This window comes from Limnohabitans sp. TEGF003 (genome assembly GCF_055395455.1).
This window is the reverse complement of sequence record NZ_AP029225.1, coordinates 1,541,742-1,566,282: the sequence shown is the minus strand read 5'-3', so window position 1 is coordinate 1,566,282 and position 24,541 is coordinate 1,541,742. Positions and strand designations below refer to the sequence as shown.

25 protein-coding genes are annotated in these 24,541 nt (G+C 62.9%); 16 read left to right on the top strand and 9 right to left on the bottom strand.

The window, feature by feature from the left end; all coding sequences use genetic code 11:
* Positions 1-52: 52 nt before the first annotated feature.
* A complete protein-coding gene (locus tag ACZ5RT_RS07705; protein ID WP_464454091.1) occupies positions 53-1,054 on the bottom strand; it encodes a Bug family tripartite tricarboxylate transporter substrate binding protein in 1,002 nt (333 codons plus the stop codon).
* 328 nt (positions 1,055-1,382) lie between these two features.
* On the opposite strand from ACZ5RT_RS07705, the gene ACZ5RT_RS07700 reads away from it, so the two are divergent.
* Positions 1,383-3,191 (top strand): DEAD/DEAH box helicase, encoded by a 1,809-nt coding sequence (locus tag ACZ5RT_RS07700; RefSeq protein WP_464454090.1) that lies wholly within the window; start codon positions 1,383-1,385, stop codon positions 3,189-3,191.
* Positions 3,192-3,261: 70 nt separating this feature from the next.
* On the opposite strand, the gene ACZ5RT_RS07695 is transcribed toward ACZ5RT_RS07700, so the two are convergent.
* Positions 3,262-3,645 carry a cupin domain-containing protein gene (locus tag ACZ5RT_RS07695; RefSeq protein ID WP_291923950.1) on the bottom strand — a complete coding sequence of 128 codons (384 nt, stop codon included), beginning with the start codon at positions 3,643-3,645 and terminating at the stop codon, positions 3,262-3,264.
* A 144-nt stretch (positions 3,646-3,789) separates the two neighbouring features.
* Here ACZ5RT_RS07695 and ACZ5RT_RS07690 point away from each other — a divergent pair, with 144 nt between their 5' ends.
* From ACZ5RT_RS07690 to gndA, 7 genes are read left to right on the top strand one after another with little or no spacing between them, the layout of a single operon-like run.
* Entirely contained in the window at positions 3,790-4,752 is a 963-nt protein-coding gene (locus ACZ5RT_RS07690) for a 2-hydroxyacid dehydrogenase (protein ID WP_291923948.1), read from the top strand.
* A 14-nt stretch (positions 4,753-4,766) separates the two neighbouring features.
* Positions 4,767-5,291, top strand: a complete 525-nt coding sequence (locus ACZ5RT_RS07685) for a gluconokinase (protein WP_291923945.1) — start codon at positions 4,767-4,769, stop codon at positions 5,289-5,291.
* A gap of 18 nt (positions 5,292-5,309) precedes the next feature.
* Positions 5,310-5,648: an RNA-binding protein gene (locus ACZ5RT_RS07680; RefSeq protein ID WP_422170629.1), complete on the top strand. Its 339-nt coding sequence runs from the start codon at positions 5,310-5,312 to the stop codon at positions 5,646-5,648.
* Positions 5,649-5,652: 4 nt separating this feature from the next.
* A complete protein-coding gene (locus tag ACZ5RT_RS07675) occupies positions 5,653-6,420 on the top strand; it encodes an SDR family oxidoreductase (protein ID WP_464454089.1) in 768 nt (255 codons plus the stop codon).
* Positions 6,421-6,441: 21 nt separating this feature from the next.
* Entirely contained in the window at positions 6,442-7,482 is a 1,041-nt protein-coding gene (locus ACZ5RT_RS07670; RefSeq protein ID WP_464454088.1) for an L-idonate 5-dehydrogenase, read from the top strand.
* A 40-nt stretch (positions 7,483-7,522) separates the two neighbouring features.
* A complete protein-coding gene (locus ACZ5RT_RS07665) occupies positions 7,523-8,272 on the top strand; it encodes an SDR family oxidoreductase (RefSeq protein WP_464454087.1) in 750 nt (249 codons plus the stop codon).
* 9 nt (positions 8,273-8,281) lie between these two features.
* Complete coding sequence (gene gndA / locus ACZ5RT_RS07660; RefSeq protein ID WP_464454086.1) at positions 8,282-9,691, top strand: NADP-dependent phosphogluconate dehydrogenase; 1,410 nt, start codon at positions 8,282-8,284, stop codon at positions 9,689-9,691.
* Positions 9,692-9,703: 12 nt separating this feature from the next.
* Here the strand turns inward: gndA and ACZ5RT_RS07655 are convergent, their stop codons facing one another.
* Complete coding sequence (locus ACZ5RT_RS07655) at positions 9,704-10,504, bottom strand: FadR/GntR family transcriptional regulator (protein ID WP_464454085.1); 801 nt, start codon at positions 10,502-10,504, stop codon at positions 9,704-9,706.
* 188 nt (positions 10,505-10,692) lie between these two features.
* Here ACZ5RT_RS07655 and ACZ5RT_RS07650 point away from each other — a divergent pair, with 188 nt between their 5' ends.
* Positions 10,693-12,441: an IlvD/Edd family dehydratase gene (locus ACZ5RT_RS07650; protein ID WP_291923932.1), complete on the top strand. Its 1,749-nt coding sequence runs from the start codon at positions 10,693-10,695 to the stop codon at positions 12,439-12,441.
* 240 nt (positions 12,442-12,681) lie between these two features.
* The gene (denD, locus tag ACZ5RT_RS07645) at positions 12,682-13,686 is read left to right on the top strand and encodes a D-erythronate dehydrogenase (RefSeq protein WP_464454084.1); all 1,005 of its coding nucleotides are present in this window, start codon (positions 12,682-12,684) and stop codon (positions 13,684-13,686) included.
* Positions 13,687-13,748: 62 nt separating this feature from the next.
* Here the strand turns inward: denD and ACZ5RT_RS07640 are convergent, their stop codons facing one another.
* Positions 13,749-15,071: an alanine racemase gene (locus tag ACZ5RT_RS07640; RefSeq protein WP_464454083.1), complete on the bottom strand. Its 1,323-nt coding sequence runs from the start codon at positions 15,069-15,071 to the stop codon at positions 13,749-13,751.
* A gap of 62 nt (positions 15,072-15,133) precedes the next feature.
* Between ACZ5RT_RS07640 and ACZ5RT_RS07635 the strand changes: the two genes are divergently transcribed.
* From ACZ5RT_RS07635 to ACZ5RT_RS07625, 3 genes are read left to right on the top strand one after another with little or no spacing between them, the layout of a single operon-like run.
* The gene (locus tag ACZ5RT_RS07635; protein WP_464454082.1) at positions 15,134-16,105 is read left to right on the top strand and encodes a sugar kinase; all 972 of its coding nucleotides are present in this window, start codon (positions 15,134-15,136) and stop codon (positions 16,103-16,105) included.
* A complete protein-coding gene (locus ACZ5RT_RS07630) occupies positions 16,102-17,025 on the top strand; it encodes a 2-dehydro-3-deoxygalactonokinase (protein WP_464454081.1) in 924 nt (307 codons plus the stop codon). The genes ACZ5RT_RS07635 and ACZ5RT_RS07630 overlap by 4 nt, the downstream gene beginning before the upstream one ends.
* Entirely contained in the window at positions 17,022-17,660 is a 639-nt protein-coding gene (locus tag ACZ5RT_RS07625) for a 2-dehydro-3-deoxy-6-phosphogalactonate aldolase (protein WP_464454080.1), read from the top strand. Before ACZ5RT_RS07630 ends, ACZ5RT_RS07625 begins: the two co-directional genes overlap by 4 nt.
* 142 nt (positions 17,661-17,802) lie before the next feature.
* On the opposite strand, the gene ACZ5RT_RS07620 is transcribed toward ACZ5RT_RS07625, so the two are convergent.
* Genes ACZ5RT_RS07620 through ACZ5RT_RS07610 form a run of 3 tightly spaced genes read right to left on the bottom strand, consistent with a single transcriptional unit; the run spans position 17,803 to position 19,831 of the window.
* Positions 17,803-18,681: a pirin family protein gene (locus ACZ5RT_RS07620; protein WP_464454079.1), complete on the bottom strand. Its 879-nt coding sequence runs from the start codon at positions 18,679-18,681 to the stop codon at positions 17,803-17,805.
* Positions 18,682-18,698: 17 nt separating this feature from the next.
* Positions 18,699-19,454, bottom strand: coding sequence for a tRNA-uridine aminocarboxypropyltransferase (locus ACZ5RT_RS07615; RefSeq protein WP_422170649.1), 756 nt, complete (start codon positions 19,452-19,454; stop codon positions 18,699-18,701).
* Entirely contained in the window at positions 19,454-19,831 is a 378-nt protein-coding gene (locus tag ACZ5RT_RS07610; RefSeq protein ID WP_108427736.1) for a VOC family protein, read from the bottom strand. Before ACZ5RT_RS07610 ends, ACZ5RT_RS07615 begins: the two co-directional genes overlap by 1 nt.
* Before the next feature lie 249 nt (positions 19,832-20,080).
* On the opposite strand from ACZ5RT_RS07610, the gene ACZ5RT_RS07605 reads away from it, so the two are divergent.
* From ACZ5RT_RS07605 to gloA, 3 genes are read left to right on the top strand one after another with little or no spacing between them, the layout of a single operon-like run.
* Positions 20,081-20,875, top strand: coding sequence for an SDR family NAD(P)-dependent oxidoreductase (locus ACZ5RT_RS07605; protein WP_464454078.1), 795 nt, complete (start codon positions 20,081-20,083; stop codon positions 20,873-20,875).
* A 36-nt stretch (positions 20,876-20,911) separates the two neighbouring features.
* On the top strand, positions 20,912-21,484 hold the full coding sequence (locus ACZ5RT_RS07600) for a PaaI family thioesterase (protein WP_464454077.1): 573 nt from the start codon (positions 20,912-20,914) through the stop codon (positions 21,482-21,484).
* Positions 21,481-21,891 (top strand): lactoylglutathione lyase, encoded by a 411-nt coding sequence (gene gloA, locus ACZ5RT_RS07595; protein ID WP_291923911.1) that lies wholly within the window; start codon positions 21,481-21,483, stop codon positions 21,889-21,891. The genes ACZ5RT_RS07600 and gloA overlap by 4 nt, the downstream gene beginning before the upstream one ends.
* Positions 21,892-22,033: 142 nt before the next feature.
* Here gloA and eda read toward each other — a convergent pair whose 3' ends face one another.
* Positions 22,034-22,681: a bifunctional 4-hydroxy-2-oxoglutarate aldolase/2-dehydro-3-deoxy-phosphogluconate aldolase gene (eda, locus tag ACZ5RT_RS07590; RefSeq protein WP_464454076.1), complete on the bottom strand. Its 648-nt coding sequence runs from the start codon at positions 22,679-22,681 to the stop codon at positions 22,034-22,036.
* Positions 22,672-24,513 (bottom strand): phosphogluconate dehydratase, encoded by a 1,842-nt coding sequence (gene edd / locus ACZ5RT_RS07585; protein ID WP_464454075.1) that lies wholly within the window; start codon positions 24,511-24,513, stop codon positions 22,672-22,674. The genes eda and edd overlap by 10 nt, the downstream gene beginning before the upstream one ends.
* Positions 24,514-24,541 lie beyond the last annotated feature (28 nt).

Genomic DNA, 24,541 nt, shown 5'->3' with positions numbered 1-24,541 from the left:
GGGGTGCGCTCCAACAAAATGCAGCGCACCCCTACGGCGCAAAGCCAATGCATCAGTCCAGCTTGATCCCCAGGTCCACCGCCAGCTTGATCCAAACGGGTACTTCGGCTTCCCAGTCCTTGCGGGTGTCGGCGAGGTTTTTGGGTTTGTTCGGGATGGCAAAGGTTTCGCGCAGTTTGGCAGCTTTGTCGGTGTTGGACCAGGCCACGGCTTCGTCGGCCATGCGTTTGAGGATGGCTTCGGGCGTGCCCGTGGGGGCCACCAGCGGCAGGCCACCTTCGAGCGTGACCAGTTTTTCGGTGTTGCCTTGCTCGGTCAGGGTGGGCACATCGGGCAGCTTGGGTGACCGGTAGCTGCCGGTCACGCCAATGGCGCGCACGCCCCGGGTGGCCACGGCATTGAAGGCTTGGAAACTGCCCACCGCGATTTGCAACTGGCCAGAGGCCACGTCAAGCCACATGGGTGCTTCGCCCCGGTAGTGCACCGACTGGATGGCCGTGCCTTGCTGGCGGTTGGTCTGGTCGGCCACCATGTGCGGGTAAGAGCCCGGCGCATAGGTGCCCATGGAGGTCGGGTTCTTTTTGGCCCAGGCCACAAACTCGGCCATGTTTTTGGCCGGGATTTTGTCGTTGATGCCCACCACCAGCGGACCGGAGGGGAACACAGTCACCGGGGTCAGGTCTTTGTCGAGGTTGTAGGGCAGCTTGGAGTAAAGAATCCGGTTTTGCCAGAAGGTGCCCGAGGTGCTCATGACAAAGGTGTAGCCATCGGCGGGCGACTTGGCCACCGCGTCGATGCCAATGATGGCGCCCGCGCCGGGCTTGTTTTCGATGACCACGGGCACGCCCAACCGGGTGCTGAGGAAGTCGCCGTAGTTGCGGGCGTAGGCGTCGGTGAGGCCGCCGGGGGGAAAGGCCACCACGATTTTGATGGGCTTGGATGGCCACTTGGGCGTTTGGGCGGCCACGGGGCCCCAAGCGCTGCTGGCAGCCAGGGCAAGCGAGGCCCATGCAGCGACTTGCATCAATGAACGGCGATCGTGGGTGGGGCGCATGGTGTTCCGTAGAGGGATGAAATGTGAAGCCCAGTCTAATGGGCCCCTGCGCGGGTTTGAATTGGGGTTTGACCCCATGTGCCGTGAAGCCGCGCAAGCGCCTGGAGGCCTCAAATACATGACCGGCCTGGCTTTGTGCGACAATGCACTTCGCTGAGGCCTCCAGTTGCCCCAGCATCAGCACTTCTGCTGGGGCCTGACCCAGGCACGCTCAAAACAAGCGCCTGCGGTTTCCATGCCCACCCTAAGACTTATCGGCCCTCACTGGACACTGCCAACAGCAGTTGATTGAGCCGATGCCTGCGCCGGACATGGCGCTCTGTGAAAAATGAACTTTGAAGAATTGAACCTGGCCCCGGCCATCATGCAAGCTGTGCGCGAGCTCGGCTACGAAACCCCCACGCCCATCCAGGCTCAAGCCATCCCCGCCGTCCTGGCCGGTCAGGACTTGTTGGCTGGTGCGCAAACCGGCACGGGCAAAACCGCCGCCTTCACCTTGCCCATGCTGCACAAGCTGAGCCTGAGTGAGGCGGGCAAAAACCGTTTTGGCGGCAAAGCCATCCGTGCCCTGGTGCTCACGCCCACCCGCGAACTGGCCGCCCAGGTCGAAGAGTCGGTGCGCGATTACGGCAAATACCTGAAGCTCGACTCCACCGTGATCTTTGGTGGCGTGGGCATGAACCCGCAGATCAACAAGGTCAAAAAAGGCGTGGACATTCTGGTGGCCACACCGGGCCGTTTGCTGGACCTGCAGGGCCAGGGCTTCCTGGACCTGTCGACCGTCGAGATATTGGTGCTGGACGAAGCCGACCGCATGCTGGACATGGGCTTCATCCACGACGTGAAAAAAGTGCTGGCCCTGGTGCCCAAAGAAAAGCAAAGCCTGCTGTTCTCGGCCACCTTCAGCGACGAGATCCGCGAGTTGGCGGGCAACCTGCTCAAGAACCCGCAGAGCATCCAGGTCACGCCCAGCAACACCACGGTGCAACGCATCACGCAGGTGATCCACCCCGTGGGCCGCAACAAGAAAAAAGACGTGCTGCTGCACATCATCCAGAAGCACGACTGGAGCCAGGTGCTGGTGTTCACCCGAACCAAATTTGGCGCTAACAATGTGGCCGACTTTTTGACCAAAAATGGCGTCAAAGCCATGGCTTTGCACGGCAACAAGAGCCAGACCGCCCGCACACAAGCTTTGGCGGGCTTCAAGAGCGGCGAGATCCGTGCCTTGGTCGCCACCGACATTGCAGCGCGCGGCATCGACATCGAAGACTTGCCACACGTGGTGAACTACGAGATCCCCAACGTGTCGGAAGACTATGTGCACCGCATTGGCCGCACAGGCCGCGCAGGTGCAAGCGGCGAGGCCGTGAGCCTGGTCTGTCTGGACGAAGAAGGCTTCATGATGGACATCGAGCGCTTCACCAAGCAGGAGATTCCGGTCCAGATGCTCGAAGGCTTTGGCCCCGAACCCGGCGAAGTGGCCGAGCCCATCGCCATGGGTCGCCAGACCCTGTGGGGCGGTGCAGGCAAGCCGCCCAGCCGCGATGTGATGGCCGCTGCGGCCAAGGCCGCGCGTCAGGACATGATGCAACGCATCCGGGACAACAAAGCCGCGGTCGGTGGCGGTGGTGGTCCGCGCCAGGCCCGAGGCGAAGGCCAAGGTCAGCCGCGTCCTTCGCGCAACGGCCCACCGCCCTCACGCCGCAATGGCCCGCAAGGCGCACCCCGATTTGAAGGTCAAGGCGATGGCCGCCGCGAAGGTGGTCGTGGCCAGGAGCAGCGCGGCGATCCGCGTTTTGACAACCGTGGTGATGGCCAAGGCCGTCCCGCACCACGTGGCCCACGTCCTGAAGGCCGTGGCCCAGCCCGTGGCGGCCAGGGTGGTCAAGACCGCCGCCGGGGCGATGGCGACGAGCTGCCACGCCACATTGACCCGCTCAAAACCACACAGTTTGCGCGCCTGGACTTGCCCAACCGCAAGCCCGTGCGCACCAGTGGCCAACCTGACCCCACCCGCACCAGCATCGACAGCCTGGCCAGCAGCGGCCGCCGTCAAGGCGGTGGTGGCTACGGTGGGGGTGGCAACCGCGGCGGTAACGGTGGTGGCGGAGGCCGTGGTGGCTTCGGTCGCTGATCAGCGCCCAGCCCCATGAACAGAGCCCGCTGCATGCGGGCTCTTTTTTTGCCTCGGTGGTTGATAAAGATCAGTCGCGCACGAACAGGGTCACCAAGGGGTCTGGGCCCACCTGGCGGCTCCAGTGGCCGTGCACGGTGGGGTCAAACGTGGCCCCTTCGGGCAGGGTGTCGGCCGAGTAAAAGAACTCGCCGGGGCCAAAAATGCGTGAGCTGCCGTCTTGCAAAAAAATCTCCATCTGACCCGCCAACACAAACAACCACTGCGGGTTGCCGGTGCAATGGAAAGTGCTGCGAAAGCCTACCGGGCTTTGGCGCAGCTGGCAGGCGCTGGCTGCCATCAGGGCCGATAAGCGGCTTTGCGGTGTGCCCTCGGTCAGGGGCACCTCTTCGTCCCTGAAACGGGCACGGCCATCGGTGTCGGTGAAGAGAATGACTTTTTTCAGGGCATGCATGGCTCAAGGCCTCCATTAAAACCAAAGCCTGATTGTCAACGAGGCTGAAGACGCGGCTCGGTGTGCAGGGGTTTATCCGTAGATGGGTCCGGAGAGTGCACCGATACGATAGACGCATTTGCCCTTGAAGCTCCAGGAGAACCCTTGACCAAACCCGATGTACTGGCCGTGGCCAAACTGCACCCTTTTTACCTCCAGGCTTTGGAAACCCTCTACACCGTGCATGACCGCACCCATGTGACCGACCCTGCGGCTTTTGCCCAGTTGGCCCCCCGCATCATGGGTGTGGCAGGGACGGGCGAAGCCAGTGTGCCGCGCAGCCTGCTGGCCCAAGTGACCCATGCCAAAGTGGTGTCGGTGTTTGGCGTGGGCTACGACGGCGTGGATGTGCCCGCCGCCATCGAGCACGGCATTCCCGTCACCCACACCCCCGAGGTTCTGACCGACGATGTGGCCGACCTGGCCATGGGCCTGGTGCTGTCGGTGGGCCGCACCATCCCGCAAGCCGACCAGTTTGTGCGTACAGGCCAATGGCCAAACGGCCCCATGCCGCTGGCCCGCAAAGTCTCTGGCGCCCGCATGGGCATTGTGGGTTTGGGGCGGATCGGCAAAGCCATCGCCCAACGCGCCAGCGGCTTTGGCATGTCGATCGCCTACACCGCGCGCAGCGAAAAGCGTGACGTCGGTTTCAAGTACTACCCCTCTGCCGCCGAACTGGCAGCGAACGTGGATTTTCTGGTCGTCATCACCCCCGGCGGTGCGGGCACCAAACACCTCATCAACGCCGATGTGCTCAAGGCGCTGGGGCCGCGTGGCTTTTTGATCAACGTGGCGCGTGGCAGCGTGGTCGATGAAGAGGCGCTGATCGCTGCGCTGCAAAACGGCACCATCGCGGGCGCAGGCCTGGATGTCTTTGCCAACGAGCCCAACGTGCCCCAAGCCCTGTGGAGCATGCGCAATGTGGTGCTGACACCGCACATGGCGAGCGCCACCACCGAGACCCGCCAGGCCATGGCCGATCTGGCTTTTGCCAACATGAAAGCGGGCATCTCAGGTCAGCCCTTGCGCACACCTGTGCCCGAGTGCGCGGCCATGCTGCACAAGTGAGCCCCTCGCCGAGCATGAACAAGCCGCCCTTGCGCTTGATCGTCATGGGGGTGTCCGGCTGCGGCAAGTCCACCATGGCTGCGGCGCTGGGTGAGAGACTGTCACTGGACATGGTCGATGGCGATGACCTGCACCTGCCCGAGAGCGTGGCCAAAATGCGCGCCGGGGTCCCGCTTGAAGACGCCGACCGATGGCCTTGGCTGGACCGCATTGGCGACTATTTGTCGCAACCCCACCCTCAAGGCCGTGTGGTGGCGTGCTCAGCCCTCAAGCGGGTGTACCGCGACCGCATCCGCGCTCAAGCCGGTGATGTGTGCTTTGTTTTCCTCGATGGCGACTTTGCCTTGATCGAGCAACGCATGCGCCAACGCGTGGGCCACTACATGCAGCCCGGCTTGCTCGACAGCCAATTCCGCACACTCGAAATCCCCCAGGCCGATGAACCCGACGTCATCCGCCTGCCCATCACCGAAACGGTGCAGGACATGGTGGCGCATGCACTGCAGGCCCTGCAGCGCCGTCTGCAGACTGCCCTCTGATTTTCAAAAGGACTCACCATGTTCATCCGCTGTGCATTCTTTCAGGGCCAAGTCAAACCCGGCATGGAAGACGCTTTCAACCGCTACATCCGCGAAAAACTCGTGCCCCTGTGGACCCGTTTTCCGGGCGCTCAAGAAGTGCGTGTCCTGCGCCAGGTCGAGAGCGATGTGAACGACCCACACTTCGGCATGGTGCTGTCGGTGCGCTACCCGAGCCGCGAATCGATCGAGGTCGCACTGGCCTCGGCCGTGCGCATGGAAAGCCGCGAAGTGTCCAAGGATTTGATCGCCATGTTCGATGGCACCGTCTTCCACACCGTCTTCAGCGCAGACGAATACACACTGCCCACCGATTGAAGCCATGAACGTACTCGACACCTTCCAACTGACAGGCCGCCGCGCCCTGATCACGGGCTCCTCTGCTGGCATTGGTCTGGCCCTGGCTGAGGCGCTGGCACAAGCCGGGGCCCATGTCATCCTCAACGGGCGCACCGCCAGCAAAGTCGAGGCGGCGCAGCAGGCCCTGCGAGCCCAAGGCCTGTCGGTCAGCAGCGCGGTGTTTGACGTGACCGATGCGGACAGCGTGCGTGCGGCGGTGGACCAGATCGATGCCGAGGGGCCGATCGACATCCTGGTCAACAACGCGGGCATGCAGATTCGCGGTCCGCTGCACGAATATGCCGACAGCGACTGGCACACGATCATGAAAACCAACCTGGACAGCGTGTACTTCGTGGGCCAGGCGGTCGCCAAAAAGATGATCCCGCGTGGTCACGGCAAGATCATCAACATCTGCTCGGTGCAAAGCGAGCTGGGCCGCCCCGGCATTGCACCCTACACCGCCACCAAAGGCGCCGTGAAAATGCTGACCAAAGGCATGGCCATCGACTGGGGACAGTTCGGCATCAACGTCAATGGCATCGGCCCTGGCTACTTCAAGACCGAGCTGAACCAGAAACTGGTGGACGACCCGGCTTTCAGCAGCTGGCTGGTGAGTCGCACGCCCAGCCGCCGCTGGGGCGATGTGCAGGACCTGGGCGGCGCGGCGGTGTTTCTGGCCTCCGACGCCTCGCGTTTTGTGAATGGCCATATCCTTTACGTTGACGGCGGCGTGACCGCCACCCTTTGAAGCTTTTGAGAGGAGCCTCCCATGAAATCCGTTGTCTGCCATTCGGCCCAAGACCTGCGCATTGAAAACACCGAGCTGCCCCCCTTGGGCGAACACCAGTTGCGCGTGAATGTGGCCTATGGCGGCATTTGCGGCTCGGACCTGCATTACTACCAGCACGGCGGCTTTGGCACCGTGCGCATCAAGCAGCCTATTGCGCTGGGCCACGAAATTTCGGGCGTGGTGGACGCTTTGGGCAGCCAGGCCAGCGGTATACAGCCAGGCCAGCGCATCGCCATCTCGCCCTCGCGCCCTTGCGGCCAATGCCGCTTTTGCCAGGCGGGCCAGCACAACCATTGCCTGAACATGCGTTTTTACGGCAGCGCCATGCCCTTCCCGCACATCCAGGGTGGCTTCAGCGAGCAGCTCATCATCGAGGGCTATCAAGCCCACCCGATTGCCGACCACCTGAGCCTGTCCGAAGCCGCTTTGGCCGAGCCTTTGTCGGTGGGCTTGCACGCCATCCAGCGCGCTGGCAGCGTGCTGGGTAAACAGGTCCTGGTGACCGGTTGCGGCCCCATTGGCTCGCTGTTGATTGGCGCTTTGCGCCGTGCGGGCGCGGCCCGCATCGTGGCGGCCGACATTGCCGACTTGCCCCTGAAGTGCGCCAAGGAGATGGGCGCGGACGAAACCATCAACCTCAAGTCCCAACCCCAAGCGCTGGACGCCTACAAGGTGGACAAAGGCCAGTTTGACGTGGTGTTCGAGGCCTCGGGCAGCGAAGCCGCTTTGCGCGTGGGCCTGGACACCATCGTGCCGCGGGGCGTGCTGATCACCGTGGGCATGGGCGGGGACATCAGCCTGCCCATGACACAGATCGTGGCCAAAGAAGTGGATCTGCGCGGCACCTTCCGCTTCCATGCCGAATTTGCCACTGCGGTGCGCTTTTTGAACGAAGGCCTGGTCAACGGCAAACCCGTGATCACGAGTGTCCTGCCCCTGGAGCGCGCCATCGAAGCCTTTGACCTGGCGGCCGACAAGAGCCAGTCACTCAAGGTACAGATTTCTTTTCAAAACGCCTGAAAATCTGGCGTTTTCTGTTCCTTTCTAGAAAGTTCACACCATGTCCAAAATCGCCCTCGTCACCGGTGCCAGCTCCGGTATCGGCAAAGCCTGCGCCCTGGCCCTTCTCCAAGAAGGCTGGCAAGTCGTTCTGGTGGGGCGTCGCGCCGATGCGCTGGCCGCTGCCGTGGCCGAAGCTGGCCCCAACGCGGCCAACGGCCATGCCATCCCGACCGACCTGTCCAAAGAGCCCGAAGTCAAAGCCCTGTTTGATCAGATCCGCACGCGCTTTGGCCGCCTCGATCTGGTGTTCAACAACGCGGGCATTTCCCTGCCCTACACCTTGCCGGGCGACTTGCCCGGCGACGAGTGGCGCCGCGCGGTGGACATCAACCTCAATGGCGCGTTCTACACCTTGTCTTATGCCTTCAAGCTGATGCAAGAGCAAAGCCCGCAAGGCGGCCGCATCATCAACAACGGCTCGATCTCGGCCCATGTGCCCCGTCCGGGCTCGATTGCCTACACCGCCACCAAGCACGCCATCTCGGGCTTGACACGCGCCGCGTCTTTGGACGGCCGCCCTTACAGCATCGCTGTGGGCCAGATCGACATCGGCAACGTGGCCTCGGACATGACCCTCAAAATGGCGCAAGGCGTGCACCAGGCCGACCTGAGCATCAAGGCCGAGCCCCGCATGGACATGAGCGCCGTGGTTGAGACCTTCATGACCATGGCGCGTCTGCCCTTGTCGGCCAACATCTTGTTCACCACCGTGATGGCCACCAACATGCCCTTCGTCGGTCGGGGTTGAAACCAAACCATGCAGAGGATGGACATCGGCCTGGTGGGCCTGGGCGTGATGGGTGAAAACCTGGCGCTCAATCTGGTGCGCAACGGTTTTGGCGTGGGTGGTTTTGACCTGGATGCAGGCAAACGCGCCAGCTTTGGCCAGCGCACACATGGCCTGAATGCGCAGGCTGCGGCTTCGCTCCAGGAGCTGGTGGCCACCTTGCAAACGCCGCGTTGCGTGTGGCTGATGGTGCCCGCAGGAGCCGCCGTAGACGCGGTTCTGACCGAGCTGAGCCCTTTGCTGAGCGCGGGTGATGTGGTGATCGATGGGGGCAACACCCTCTACACCGACACCCAGCGCCGCCTGCAGGCCCTGGAGGGCTCGGGCATCCACTACGTGGGTGCGGGTGTCAGCGGTGGCGAAGAAGGCGCGCTGCATGGCCCAGCCCTCATGCCGGGTGGCTCGTCAGCCGCTTGGCCACGGGTGCGGCCCATGCTGCAAGCCATTGCCGCCAAAACCGACGATGGTCAGCCCTGCTGCGAATGGATGGGCCCCGGCGGCTCAGGCCACTTTGTGAAAATGGTGCACAACGGCATCGAATACGCCGACATGCAAACCATCTGCGAAGCCTATTGGCTGATGCATCACTTGTTGGGCATGCGCCCGGCCGAGATGAGCTCGGTGTTCCACCAGTGGAACCAGGGCGAGCTGGCCAGTTACCTGATCGGTATCACCGCAGACATCCTGGCGTACACCGACCCCGAAACAGGGCGTGCCTTGGTGGACCTGATTTTGGACACGGCCGAACAAAAAGGCACGGGCAAATGGGCCAGCCAGATTGCGCTCGATCTGGGCGTCGCCGCACCGACCATTGCCAATGCCGTGTTCGCGCGCACACTGAGCGGCCTGCATGCCGAGCGGGCCCTGGCTTCCAAGGTATTGCCCGGCCCCTTGCCCCGCACAGCAGGCGCGCGGGATGCCGTGCTGGGCCAGATCAAAAACGCACTGTTGGCGGCCAAAATTTGCGCCTACGCCCAAGGCTTCAGCCTGCTCAAGGCAGCCGACCGCGAACACCAGTGGCAACTGCCCATGGGCACCGTGGCCTCGGTCTGGCGCGCAGGTTGCATCATCCGAGCACGCTTGCTCGAAGACATTCGGGCCAGTTTTGACCGCGCGCCCAATTTGGACAACCTCTTGATGGACAGCCACTTTGCCGGGGTGATGACAAGGTGTCACCAAGACCTGCGCGAAGTGGTGGCCATGGGTGCCTTGCACGGCGTGGCCGTGCCCTCGTTCATGAGCGCCCTGAGCTACTACGACGCCTACCGCTCATCGCGTTTGCCCGCCAATTTGCTGCAGGCGCAGCGCGACTATTTTGGCGCGCACACCTACCAACGCATCGACCGTCCCGGCAAATTCCATACGCGCTGGAACGACTGAGCCGAGCTCGATTCAGCCCTTGGGCGGGGTTTTGGGGCTGCGTGATTTCCGACTGGCGGCTTGATTTGAACCTGTGAGCTGACGGGTCACGGTCGGCCCTGAAACCATGGGCAACTTGCGCCTCGAAGAGAGCACTTTGTCAATGTTGTCGCTGGCCCCTTCGATGAGCACCATGATGGCCCGCTCTGCCTTGGCGGGATTGCGGGCCACGACAGCATTGAGCACCGCGCGGTGCAACGGCAAGGAATTTCGCGCACCGTCCTTGATGCGGGTTGAAATTTCGAAGCTCGTGCGCAGCAAGGCATTGAGCGCCTTGCTCATCTGGACCAGCATGCGGTTGTGAGAGGCCTGCAACAAGCCTGCATGGAAACGCAAATCGTGGGTGACATAGTCGCCCCCCTCTTCTACCGCCTGCTTCATTCCGGCGTAGGCCGCTTCGATACAGGCGATGTCTTCGGGTGTGGCGCGCTCGGCGGCCAGGCGCACAGCAGCAGGCTCCACCACACGGCGCAGCTCTTGCAAGTCTTTCAAAAATTCAGGCGTCAATCCGCAGCGGGCCTGCCAGGTCACCACATCCGGATCGAACCAATTCCAGTGCGCATCGGGCATGACACGCGTGCCCACCTTGGGACCGGTCGACAGCAAACCTTTGGCCACCAGGGATTTGATGGCCTCGCGCACCACGGTTCGGCTGACGCCGAATTCTTCGCACAAAAGCGGCTCAGGCGGCAAACTGGCACCGACTGCATAGCGACCCGACAAGATGGCCATGCCCAGCAAATCGAGGGTGTATCCGTGAAAATTCTTGATCATGAGCAAAAGAGGTTGATGGCTCATCATATGATGACTAAATAGCTGCCAAGCGCTCTGGTAAACCCTGTGACGTTCGATCAAGTCGTCAAGGGTTTATCCGCATGTCACAGGCTTTACAAGATCGGCTTGTTTTTCTATCGTCATACGATAGTATTTTACAATTCACTCCACCCACCCGGACCTGCACCATGAGCGACAAATCCAGCAAAAACACCCGCAAAAAACCCGAAGAACTGCGCAGCCAGCAATGGTTTGGCCGCCAAGACCGCGATGGTTTTGCCTACCGCAGCTGGGTCAAAGGCAAGGGCGTGCCGCACGATCAGTTCGACGGTCGCCCCGTGATCGGCATCTGCAACACCTTCAGCGAACTCACGCCCTGCAACTCGCACTTCCGCACACTGGCCGAACAGGTCAAGATCGGCGTGTACGAGGCCGGTGGCTTCCCGCTCGAATTCCCCGTCATGTCACTGGGCGAAACGCTGCTGCGCCCCACCGCCATGCTCTACCGCAACCTGGCCAGCATGGACGTTGAAGAATCCATCCGTGGCAACCCGATCGACGGCGTGGTGCTGCTCATGGGCTGCGACAAGACCACCCCCAGCTTGCTGATGGGCGCATCGAGCGCCGGTCTGCCCACCATCGGCGTGTCGGGCGGCCCCATGCTGAACGGCAAATGGCGTGGGCAAGAACTCGGCTCGGGCACAGGCCTGTGGAGCATGAGCGAACAGGTGCGTGCAGGCACACTCAAACTGACCGAATTTTTTGAAGCCGAAAGCTGCATGCACCGCAGCCACGGCCACTGCATGACCATGGGCACCGCCAGCACCATGGCCAGCATGGTCGAGGCCCTGGGCATCGGCCTGCCCGGTAACGCAGCCTACCCTGCCGTGGACGGCCGCCGCAATGTTCTGGCCCGCGAAGCCGGTCGCCGCATCGTCGAGATGGTGCACACCGACCAGACCATCAGCAAGGTGCTGACCAAAGAGGCGTTCGAAAACGCCATCCGCACGCTGGCGGCCATTGGCGGCTCGACCAACGCGGTGATCCACCTGATCGCGATCGCTGGCCGCCTGGGTCTGAAGCTGACCGTGGACGATTTCGAGCGCTTGGGCAGCGAACTGCCTTGCCTGCTCAACCTCCAACCTTCGGGCGAGCACCTGATGGAAGACTTCTGCTACGCCGGCGGCTTGCCTGTGGTGATGAAGGAGATCGAGCACCTGCTGCACAAAGACATCGTGACGGTGAGCGGCAAGACCGTGAGCGAAAACATCGCCGATGCGGTCAACTACGACCCACGTGTCATCAAGAAGTTTGACGCGCCCTTCAAGGAAAAGGCGGGCATTGCCATCTTGCGTGGCAACCTGGCGCCTCGCGGTGCAGTCATTAAGCCCAGCGCGGCCACGCCTGCACTCATGGTGCACACCGGTCGCGCAGTGGTGTTCGAAGACAGCGACGACTTCCACAAGCGCATCGACGACGAGAACCTGGACGTGGACGAAAACTGCATCCTGGTGCTGAAAAACTGCGGCCCCAAGGGCTACCCCGGCATGGCCGAAGTGGGCAACATGCCGCTGCCGCCCAAGGTGCTGCGCAAGGGCATCACCGACATGGTGCGCATCTCGGACGCCCGCATGAGCGGCACGGCCTACGGCACCGTGGTGCTGCACACCACGCCCGAAGCCGCTGCGGGTGGTCCGCTGGCCGTGGTGCAAAACGGCGACATGATCGAGCTGAACGTGCCCGAGCGCAAACTGCAGCTGCTCATCAGCGACGAAGAGCTGGCCAAACGCCTGGCGCAATGGAAAAAACCTGAGCCTGCCATGCAATCGGGTTACTGGAAACTCTACATCGACCATGTGCTGCAAGCCGATGAAGGCGCCGACATGGACTTCCTGGTTGGCCAGCGCGGCGCGGCCGTTCCGAAAGACAACCACTGAAATGACCACCCAGGGCTACGCTCAATTTGTCAACCCGGGCTTGATTTGTTTTGTCATCCCGGGCTTGACCCGGGATCCATCTGTGCACAACCATGGATGCCGGATCAAGTCCGGCATGACAGCCCGGTGTGGCTCCCGGTTCAAATCCAGCATGACCCAGCGGTTGAGCTGTAGCACCAAGTCCGGCATGCCATTCGGGCTTTGAGACACGACCTATTACATTATTCAGGAGATTTTTCAATGCATATTTTGATCACCGGTGGTGCCGGATTTTTGGGTGCACGCCTGGCCCGCGAGATTTTGAAACGCGGTCAGCTCAATGGCCAGACCGTGAAGGAACTGGTCATTGCCGACCTGTTCCCTGCACCTGCCGATTTGCTGGCCGATCCGCGAGTGAAAGGCCACGCAGGCCCCATGCTGGAACAAGGCGACCTGTTCAAAAGCGGCTTTGACGGTGTGTTCCACCTCGCCTCGGCCGTGTCGGGCGAATGCGAGCTGGACTTTGATCTGGGCCTGCGCTCCAACGTGGACAGCAGCCGCTTGCTGCTCGACAGCATCCGTGCTTCGGGCAAAGTTTCACGGCTGGTGTTTGCCAGCTCGGTTGCGGTGTTCGGGCCCGACGCGGCCAACCCCATGCCTGCCCTGGTGGCCGACACCACCTTGCCCACGCCACAAACCTCGTATGGCACACACAAGCTGATGATCGAGTACATGGTGGCCGACTACACCCGCAAGGGCTACATCGATGGCCGCGCCGCACGCCTGATGACGGTGACCGTGCGCCCGGGCAAGCCCAACGGCGCAGCATCCTCTTTCTTCAGCGGCATCATCCGCGAGCCTTTGGCCGGCACCGCCACCACCTGCCCGGTGGACGCGAGCGTGTCGCACCCCATGTCCTCACCCGGCAACACCGTGCACGGCCTGATCACCGTGTTCGAGGCCAGCCGCGAAGCCTTCGGTGGCCGCATGGCACTGAACCTGCCCGGCCTGAACGTGAAGGTCAGCGAGATGCTGGCCGCGCTGGAAAAAGTGGCCGGCCCTGCTGTGCGTGCCCGCGTGACCTTTGCCAAGGACGAGCGCATCGCAGGCATCGTGGACAACTGGGCCAAAGGCTGCACTTTTGACCGTGCACATGCCTTGGGTTTGCGCGCCGATGCGAGCTTCGAGGCCATCATCGAGCAATACATTGAAGACTGCAAAACCCGACCTGGCTATCCGGCCGAAGCCTTGAATGGCTTGAAGTGACCTGACACCAGGCCGCCACGCAACATCCGCGTGGCGGCCTTTTTCATGGCTGCACCTGTATCTTAAAAATGCGTGCTGATCGCCCCGCTGATGCGCCCATCGTCTTCGATGACCGCCATCCAGCGCCATTTGTCGAACGTGGTGCAGGGGTGAGAAATACCCAAGGCCACCCGGTCACCCACTTGCGGGCACACCCCACTGGCATCGAACACCATGTGCGCATGCTGGTCGCTGAGCGCCTTGACTTTCCAGGACTCGTGCGTGGCCTGCATGGCACCCTCACCACTTTCCCCACGCGCAGCCCAGCGTACCGGCATGGGCATGCATTGGTCAAAGGACAGATCCCGCCGCCCCGCACTCAAAATCGCCAGCCCCGGCTCGGGCACCGACTGCACCTTGGCCCAGATTTCCAGCGCAGGCTGCAAGGACGAACTCAAACCCTCTCGCTCTTCCACCAGTTTGAGGTAACGGGCGTAGTTCCAGTGGTCGTGCGTGACATAACAGCCCGAGCGCAACACGCCTTGCACTGGGCGGCTCTTGACCTGAGTTTTGAGCATGGGAATCACGAGGTCAAACACCGCCGAGCCCCCCGCCGAGAGCAAGACTTCATCACCGCCCCACAGGCCCTGCGCATCGATTTGCTGCACCAGCGCCTGTACGCTGCGCACCAAAGCGCTCACGGCCTCGATGTCGTGGGCACTGTCACAACGGCCCAACCCGCCTTCGTAGCATTCCACGCCGCCCAAAGACGCAATGGGCGATGCGGCGATGGCCTGCGCCAAAGCCAGGGCTTGTTCGTGCGTGCGGCAACCGGTGCGGTAGCCCGCAATGCCCAACTCCAGCAACACGTCCCAACAACGGGCATGGCCCCGCCGTGCACCCCAATCGGCCAGTGCGTCCAGCTGCGCCAGCGAATCCACCAAAAACCAGACACGCGCTTGAGGGTGCTGGTGCAACAAAGCATCCAACCCGTCCAGATCAGCATCGGACACCAGCTGGTTGGCGATGATGGCGCGCTGCGCGCCCGCCGCCAGGCCCACGCGCAATTGGTGCACATTGGCAAAAGTCAGGCCCCAGGCGCCTGCCTGCAACTGCAGGCGAAACAGCTCGGGCGACATGGTGGTTTTGCCGTGCGGGGCGAGGGCCACACCTTTGCGTTGCACAAAATCCTGCATCCAGGCCAGATTATGAGTGAGGGCTGGGCGGCGCAGCACGGCCACCGGGTAAGCCAGCGCATCATCGAGCAGGTGCCAGCCACGTTGCCCCAGCTCGGACACACGACAAGGCTCCGCCGTCAAGGGAAAGCCCTTGCAGCTCGCGTTCAGTACAAAATCGCTCTCTATGCCTGCTGTCCACATGTTGATCGTCTCCAATATGTCGCCCATGGCGATCCAAGTTTGCCGATGATTCTCCCACCTCCAATTCAGCCCCGCTGCCCTTTTTTGACATGAACCACACCACCCCAACTCTGGACATCGTGGCGCTTGGCGAAGCCATGGTCGAGTTCAACCAGCGGCCTCATGAACATGCCGACGATGCCCCGCTCTACCTGCAAGGCTTTGGCGGCGACACCAGCAACGCCGCCATTGCCGCAGCACGTGCTGGGGCCCGTGTGGCCTACCTGACACGTCTGGGCACCGACCGCTGGGGTGATCGGCTCATGGACCTGTGGCAGCAAGAAAACGTCGACACCACGCCCGTGCAACGCGATGCGCAGTCCCCCACCGGCATGTACTTCGTGAGCCACGACGCACAGGGCCACCACTTCAGCTACGCGCGTGCGGGCTCAGCCGCCAGCCGCATGCAAGTGCAAGACCTGGCACATTGGGCAGAGCCCATCGCCCACAGCCAGTGGCTACACCTGTCGGGCATCTCTTTGGCCATCTCGGCCACGGCCTGCGACACCGCTTTTGCGGCCATGGCGCAGGCCCGGAGTAGCGACACACGGGTGGCCCTCGACTCCAATTTGCGTTTATCGCTGTGGCCATTGGCCCGGGCGCAGGCCTGCATCCGCCATGCGGTCAGTTTGTGCGATCTGTTTTTGCCCAGCCTCGAAGACATGACGGCGCTCACCGGACTCACGCAAGCGCAAGACATCATCAGCTGGAGCCACGCCCAAGGCGCGGCGCAGGTGGTGCTGAAACTCGGCGCCGAGGGGGCCCTGGCCAGCGACGGGCACAAGCAACACCAGATACCCGGCCACATGGTCCAGGCTGTGGACGCCACAGGCGCAGGGGATTGTTTTGCCGGTAACCTGTTGGCGCGTTTGTCGGCTGGCGACGACCTGTGGACTGCCACCGCCTACGCCAATGCCGCCGCTGCGCTGTCGGTGCAAGGCTACGGCGCTGTCGCGCCCTTGCCAACGCGCGAAGCGGTTTTGGAGATGTTGCACACCCCATCGAAAGGCACACCCGCATGAACGCCACGAGACCTTTGATCGCCATCGACTGGGGCACCTCTTCGCTGCGCGGTGCGCGGCTGGGCGAGAGCGGCCAGGTCCTCGAATCACGCGAATTTCCACGGGGCATCCTCACGGTGCCCACCGGTCAGTTTGAAGTCGTCTTCCAGGAGTTGTTTGGCGACTGGCTGCAGCAGCCCCATGCGCTGTGCCTGATTTCGGGCATGGCCGGCAGCCGCCAGGGCTGGCAAGAAGCGCCCTACTGCCCCTGTCCCGCAGGCTTTGCCGAACTTGGAAAACACCTGCTGTGGCTGCAACCCGGGCGCATCGCGCTGGTGCCAGGCCTGAGCTGCTTGGGTGCTGACGCCCTGCACACGCCTGACGTGATGCGCGGTGAAGAGGTGCAAATTTTCGGGGCCTTGCAATTGGCTGGCCGCGACAGCGCCACGCTGGTGCTCCCGGGCACACACAGCAAATGGGTCCAGGTGCAGGGCGGTCGCGTCACGCAGTTCCAGACCTTCATGACCGGCGAGGTGTTTGCCCTGATGAGCCAGCACTCGATTCTGGGCAAGACGCTGGACCTGCAGGGTGCGTTTGACGAAGCGGCTTTTTTGCAAGGCATTGACCAAAGCCAGCAAGCTGGCAGTGTGTTGCACCACCTTTTTGCCGTGCGCACGCTGGGCCTGTTTGAACGCCTGAGCCCCACCCAATTGTCCAGCTATCTGTCGGGCCTGCTGATCGGTGAAGAGCTGCGCGCGCAAGCGGTCTCGAATGATGCGGGCCCGTTGATCTTGATCGGAAGCGTTGCGCTCACACTGCGCTACACCCTGGCCCTGCAACACCTGAAGATCCCTTGCCAAAGCCGAGGGGCCGAAGCCACCTGGGCGGGCTTGTTCGCGCTGGCTTCATCGCTTGCCCTCACTGGAGGTCACGTCTCATGATCACCTTGCCATCCCCGGCTCAAACCCTGGCGCAAGCCATGGCCCAGCTGCCCTTGATCGCCATCTTGCGCGGCCTCACACCTGCTGAAGCCCCTGCCATCGGTGAAGCACTGGTGAGCAGCGGCTTTGCCATCATCGAGGTGCCGCTCAACTCGCCCGAGCCTTTGCGGAGCATCGCCACCCTGACCCAACTGTTTCCGCAAACCCTGATCGGCGCTGGCACCGTGCTGAACGCGCAGCAGGTCAAAGAGGTGCACGGCGCTGGCGGCCGCCTGGTCGTGGCCCCCAACTTCAACCCTGCTGTGGTAGCACAAGCCCTGGCCCTGGGCATGGTGGTACTGCCCGGCGTGGCCACGCCCACCGAAGCCTTTGCCGCACTGGATGCGGGTGCGCACGGCCTCAAACTGTTCCCGGCCGAAATGATCTCGCCTGCCACGGTCAAAGCGCTGCGGGCCGTGCTGCCTGCAAGCACCGCCTTGATGCCCGTGGGGGGCATCACGCCCAACAACATGGCCCCTTACCGCGCCGCCGGGGCCAATGGCTTTGGTCTGGGTTCAGCCCTGTACGCGCCTGGGCGTTATGCGCAGGCGGTGCAACAGCAGGCGCAAGCGTTTGTGCGGGCTTTCAATGACTGAGCCATTGAGCTTGTCTCAACACCCCACACATCCATCAGCAAACCCTTCGTCCTAGCAAACCTCATGTCATGCCGGACTTGATCCGGCATCCATGCCTGACAACCATGGACCCCGGATCAAGTCTGGGGTGACAAAAAGAAACTCAAGCCTTCTCCCCCAGTCGCCCATCTCTGAAATCCGCCAGGGCTTGGTAGATCTCTTCCTTGGTGTTCATCACAAACGGGCCGTATTGAACAATAGGCTCTTTCAGGGGCTTGCCGGCCACCAGTATCAATTTGGCATCGCTGCTGGCCTCGATCACCACGCCATCGGTCTGTGGGGTGTTCGCCAAAACGGCCATACGCTGCAGCGGCACGGCCTGACCACCGATGCGGACCTCGCCGCGGTAGACATAAATGAAAGCGTTGTGGCCTGCGGGCAATGTCTGCTCAAAGCGTGAGCCTTCGGGCATGTGCACATCGAGGTAGATCGGCTGCGTGATCTCGCGGGTCACCGCACCCTGCACGCCGTGGCTGGCCCCGGCGATCACCGTCACGCCTACGCCTTGCGGCGTCTGGAATTGCGGCAACTGATCGTTCTGGAAATCGCGGTACCAGGGCGCCTTCATCTTCTCGCTGCTGTGCAGGTTGAGCCACAGCTGAAAGCCCTCCATCACGCCTTCTTCTTGCTGCGGGATTTCGGAGTGGATCACGCCCTGGCCCGCCGTCATCCATTGCACGCCGCCGTTTTGCAACAGGCCTTCGTTGCCCGCGCTGTCCCGGTGCAGCATGCGCCCGGCGATCATGTAGGTCACGGTTTCAAACCCCCGGTGCGGGTGGTCCGGAAACCCGGCGATGTAGTCATCCGGCTTGTCACTGCCAAAGGCGTCGAGCATCAAAAACGGGTCGAGCCGGTGCTGCAGGTTTTGCGTGAGGATGCGGCTGAGCTTGACACCCGCGCCGTCGGATGTGGCTTGGCCAGCGACCAGGCGTTCGATGGTGCGGGAAACGGTAACGGTGGCGGGAGAAGTGTGGTGGGTCATGGGCAATTCCTTTGGATTCATATGGGGCGCTCGGCAGCCCATTTCAATGCCTCCAAACGCGTGCGCGCTGCGCCCTCGGTATCCGGCGGCAGCTGGTGTTTGGCTTGCAGGTAGTGGTGGGTGTACACATCCAGCCAGGCCTGCAGGGTCTGCGCGGCATGGCCCTCGCCTGCCAGATCCAGGCACAGGGAAGCGACTTCGCTGGTGCAAAAGTGGTCATCGCGCCGGGAACGGCGCAACTGGTAGTGCGAGACCTGCTCGGGGTGCAGACTCAGCACGGGCAAGGCATTCAGGTAAGGACTTTTGCGGAACATCTTGCGGGCCTCGGGCCAGGTGGCGTCCAGCAAAATGAACAGCGGACGCTTGTTCGCATCGGTGGTCGACACTTCATGCACCAAGCGTTCGGGTGCCACAAATTCACCCGGAAACACCACATACGGCTGCCACTGCGGATCGGCCAGCAGCGCCAGCAAAGCGGGGTCGACTTCGGTGCGGGCCCAGCCAAAAGCGAAGGTGCGCTGCACCACATCTGCGATCAGCCATCCGGTGTTGCTGGGTTTGAGCGGCTCGATGTCGGCCATGAGCAGGCACATGCCCGCTTGCGTGGGCACCTCCGGGCGCAACGCGCACAGGCAGTGGCTGGGCACCAAACGGCAGCCGGGGCAACGCTCACCCTTAATGCCCCCACGGGCCAGAAAAGGCTTGACGCTGCGGGCCAGTCGCTCGGTGCGCAGGCGCGAGACGGCGTGAGGCGGCCGTCTGTGGTCAGTCATCAGCTGGGCCGATGCAAGGCGCAAATTTTGTTGCCGTCCGGGTCACGCAGGTAGGCCAGGTAAAGCTTGCCCGCCGGGGTTTCGCGGAAACCGGGTGGGTCTTCGCAGGTGGTGCCGCCATGGGCCACGCCTGCCGCATGGAAGGCATCGCCCTGCTCGGCCGATTGCACAGTGAAACCGATGGTGCTGCCGTTGCCGTGGGTGGCGGGTTGGCCATTGATGGGCGTGGTGATGGCAAAGGTGCCGGTGGGGCTGCGGTAGAAATAACGGTTCTTGTTGGCCACGCCGGGGCCATAGCCCAGGGTGCCCAGCAGAGCGTCGTAAAACTTTTTGGAAACTTCCAGGTCATTCACACCCAGCATCACATGACTGAACATTGCACTCTCCGTTGATAGACCCGTTACCGGGCAAACTCTGTGGCGAGCATGTTACTTGAACCCCCGGGACCCGGAAGGCCGAGGCGTACGGGCTGTCCCTGATGGGCAACGGGTCATTGGCAGTGTCAAGGGCCAATTCGTTCAAGGCGCCCCTTGCTGCCAAAGGGACACCTCGCTGCTGCCAAGGAAGCAGCCTTGTGGCAGCATCGCAGCTGTGCATTCATCCCAAGACCCCAAGGAGTCACCCCCATGTCCACCTCCAACGCCCTCTCGTTTGGCTTGCAAGGCCGCGTCGTCATCGTCACCGGGGCGGCCAACGGCATTGGTGAGGCCTGTGCCCGCCGCTTTGCGGCCGAACAAGCCCATGTGGTGCTGGCCGATGTGAACAGCGAGCGCGGCGCGGCTGTGGCCGCCGAATTGCGCAGTGCAGGCCACAGCGCCGGTTTCATGGCCTGCGACGTCTCGCGCAAAGCCGATGTCGACGCTCTGGTGGACCATGTGTTGCAGGCCTTTGGCCGCATCGATGTGCTGGTCAACAACGCAGGCATTTTCAAGGCGGCCGACTTTCTGGACGTGACCGAAGAGGATTTCGATGCAGTGATCAAGGTGAACATCAAGGGCTCGTTCCTGATGGGGCAGGCCGCAGCCCGTGCTATGAAGAGCACCGGGGGCGGCGCCATCGTCAACATGAGTTCGGTCAACGCGGTGCTGGCCATCCCCAACATCGCCAGCTACAACGTGAGCAAAGGCGGCATCAACCAGCTCACGCGGGCCATGTCTTTGGCCCTGGCCGACTTCGGCATCCGCGTGAATGCGGTGGCCCCCGGCACCATTGCCACCGAACTGGCCCGCCAGGCGGTGCTGACCAATGAAGAAGCCCAAAAGAAAATCATGATGCGCACCCCGATGAAGCGTCTGGGCGAGCCCGACGAAGTGGCCAAGGTGGTGGCCTTTTTGGCCAGCGACGCGGCCAGCTACATCACGGGCGAAATCGTCACCGTGGACGGCGGGCGCATGGCGCTCAACTACACCGTACCCGTTTGAGAAAAGTTTGAGAACCGCTTGAGAGAAACCACGTTGATGAGCACCGCAACCGACACACGCCCCAACGATTTAGAGGCCTGGCTGGCCCAGGAGCGCGACGTGCGCACACGCATGGACGCAGGCGCTGGCCCCGGCGTGGCCCGCCCCGAGCAGGTGGCTGGCAAGACCGGCCTGCAAGTCATGCAGGGCCTGCTGAGCGGCGAGCTGCCCTACGCCCACATGGCCAGGACACTGGATTTCATCCTGGTCGAAGTCGGCCCGGGCCTGGCCATTTTTCAGGGCACGCCCGGCGTGCAGCATCTGAACCCCTTGGGCACGGTGCACGGCGGCTGGTTTGCGACCCTGCTCGACTCGGCCCTGGGCTGCGCGGTGCACACCATGATGCCGCCCGGACGCGGCTACACCACGGCCGACCTGAGTGTGAAACTGGTCAAGGCCATCACGCCCAAAGTGCAGCGTGTGCGCGCCATTGGTAAAGTGCTGCACTGCGGCCGCCAACTGGCCACGGCCGAAGCCCAACTGGTCGGCCCCGATGGCACGCTGTATGCGCACGCCAGCACAGCCTGCCTTGTTTTTGAAATCCCCTCCACACACGGAAATAAACCATGAGACTCCTGCACACCATGCTGCGCGTAGGCGACCTGCAACGCTCGATCGACTTCTACACCCAGGTGCTGGGCATGAAGCTGCTGCGCACCTCCGAAAACCCCGAGTACAAATACTCGCTGGCCTTTGTCGGATACGGCAACAACCCCGACCACGCCGAGCTGGAACTGACCTACAACTGGGGCGTGGACAGCTACGAGATGGGCACGGCCTACGGCCACATCGCCCTGGGCGTGCCCGATGCCTACGCTGCTTGCGAAAAAATCAAGGCTGCAGGCGGCAAGGTCACACGCGAGGCCGGTCCTGTGAAAGGCGGCACCACCGTGATCGCCTTTGTGACCGATCCCGATGGCTACAAGGTTGAGCTCATCCAGCGGGCCGAATACGCGACTGGCCAAGGCTTGCGCTGAAGCCTGCAGCTTGACTACTGTGGGAGGCTGCCCCTGCGGCCGAATGCTTGCAGCGGCAGGGCAGGCATTCGCGAGCAGGGGCTCGCTCCCACAGGGAAAGCATCGTTGGCGAACTGAATTCGCGCATTCAACATTGCAAATCTCAGCGCGCCAGGTGACTTGCCTCTCGTGCCAACGCCTCAATGCGCGCCCAATCCCCTTGGGCCAGCGCGTCGGCAGGCACCAACCACGAGCCCCCCACACAGGCCACGTTGGGCAGGCTCAAGAAGTCGCGTGCGTTTTGCTGCGTGACGCCGCCTGTGGGGCAAAACTTCACATCAAAGAACGGGCCACCCCAGGCCTTGAGCATGGCCGGGCCGCCCGCCTGCATGGCCGGGAAGAATTTGAGTTCGGTGTAGCCGTCTTCTTGCGCCATCATGATTTCGCTGCCCGTGGCGACGCCGGGCAAGAGCGACAAACCGTGGTCACGGCAAGCCTGACCCACGGTCTTGGTATAGCCAGGGCTCACCGCAAAACGTGCTCCCGCTTTGGCTGCCGCTGCCGCGTCAGCCGGGCTGCGCACGGTGCCCGCACCCACCACCGCGCCGGGCACTTCCTTGGCAATGGCTTCCATGCAGGCCAGCGCCTGCGGTGTGCGCAGCGTCACTTCGAGCATGCGGATGCCGCCCGCCACCAGGGCGCGGGCCATGGGCACGGCGTGGGCCACATCGTTGAGCACGATCACGGGGATCACCGGCGCGTCCTGCATCACTTGCAGGGCGGTCAAATGTCCATTCAGATTCACAGCCATGTGCAGGCTCCTTCTTCGGCTTTGAGCGCGTTGCGGCGCATGTTGGCAAACAGTTCACGGCCCATGCCCACGCCATTGGCGACGCGCAGCTCGGCAGGCATTTGGGCCAGCGGGCGGGCGCCCCATTCGGCCTCACTCACAAGCACTTGCAGGGTGCCCGCCACGCCATCGAGGCGGATCAGATCCCCGTCTTGCACCTTGGCCAGCGGGCCGCCCGCTGCGGCTTCGGGTGAGACATGGATGGCGGCGGGCACTTTGCCCGAAGCACCGCTCATCCGGCCATCGGTGACCAGCGCCACCTTGAAACCCTTGCCTTGCAACACAGCCAGCGGCGGCGTGAGTTTGTGCAACTCGGGCATGCCGTTGGCTTGCGGGCCTTGCCAGCGCACCACGCAAACGATGTCGCGGTCCAGTTCGCCTGCCTTGAATGCGGCTTGCAATTCGTCCTGAGAATCGAACACACGGGCCGGGGCTTCGATGACGTGCAAGGCATCAGGTACGGCAGAAATCTTGATCACACTACGACCCAGATTGCCTTGCAAGAGCTTGAGGCCACCCGTGGCGCTGAAGGGGCTGCTGGCCGGGCGCACGACCGTCTCGTCTTGGCTGGCTCCGGCATCGGTCCAGACCAGCTGGCCATTTTGGGCAGACGGGATGCGGGTGAATTCACGCAGGCCGCCCGGGCGCACCGTGAGCACATCGGCGTGCATCAGACCCGCATCGAGCAACTCGCGGATCACGAAGCCCGGGCCACCTGCGGCCTGGAACTGGTTCACATCGGCGCTGCCGTTGGGGTACACACGGGTGAGTAATGGCACCACATCCGACAAGGCCGAAAAGTCGTCCCAGTCGATCACGATGCCCGCCGCACGGGCGACGGCCACCCAGTGAATCAGGTGGTTGGTCGAGCCGCCCGTGGCCAACAAGGCCACCATGGCGTTGACGATGCAGCGCTCGTCGACCAGGCGGCCGATCGGCGTGAAGTTTTTGGCCTTGACCAAATCGAGCACGGTACGCGCCGCTTCGCGGGTCAGTTCCTGGCGCACGCCCTCGCCCGGGTTGATGAAAGCCGTGCCCGGCACGTGCAGGCCCATGGCTTCGAGCAACATCTGATTGCTGTTGGCCGTGCCATAAAAGGTGCAGGTGCCTTCACCGTGGTAGGCCTTGGACTCCGCCTCCAGCAACTCGGGGCGGCCCACCAGGCCCTGCGCAGCCTGTTCGCGCACCTTGGATTTTTCGCTGTTGGACAGGCCGCTGGTCATGGGGCCAGCCGGCACAAACACGGTGGGCAAATGGCCGAACTGGAGCGCACCAATGAGCAGGCCCGGCACGATCTTGTCGCACACGCCCAGCATCAGGGCGGCGTCAAACACATCGTGGCTGAGCGACACCGCGGTCGCCATGGCAATCACATCGCGGCTGAACAGGCTCAGCTCCATGCCGGGCGTGCCCTGCGTCACGCCGTCGCACATGGCGGGCACGCCCCCGGCCACCTGCGCGGTGGCGCCCAGTTTGCGGGCCTCGTCCTTGATGAGATCCGGGTAGTGCTGCAGCGGCGCATGGGCCGAGAGCAGGTCGTTGTAGGCGTTGACGATGCCGATGTTGGGCGCACGCGGGGCCACCACCTTGATTTTGTCGAGCGCCGTGGCCCGGCTTTTGTCACTCTCGGGCATGGCGGCAAAGGCATGGGCCACGTTGGCGCAGCCCAGGCGCTGGGCACCGGGGTCACGCCCGGCAGCGGCGTCGACCTGCTGCAAATAGGCCTGGCGGGTCGGGCGGCTGCGCTCGGTGATGCGGGCGGTGACGGCCGCCACAGTGGTGTGAAGTGTCATGTGGTGACGCCAGGGCGGGCGTGGTAAC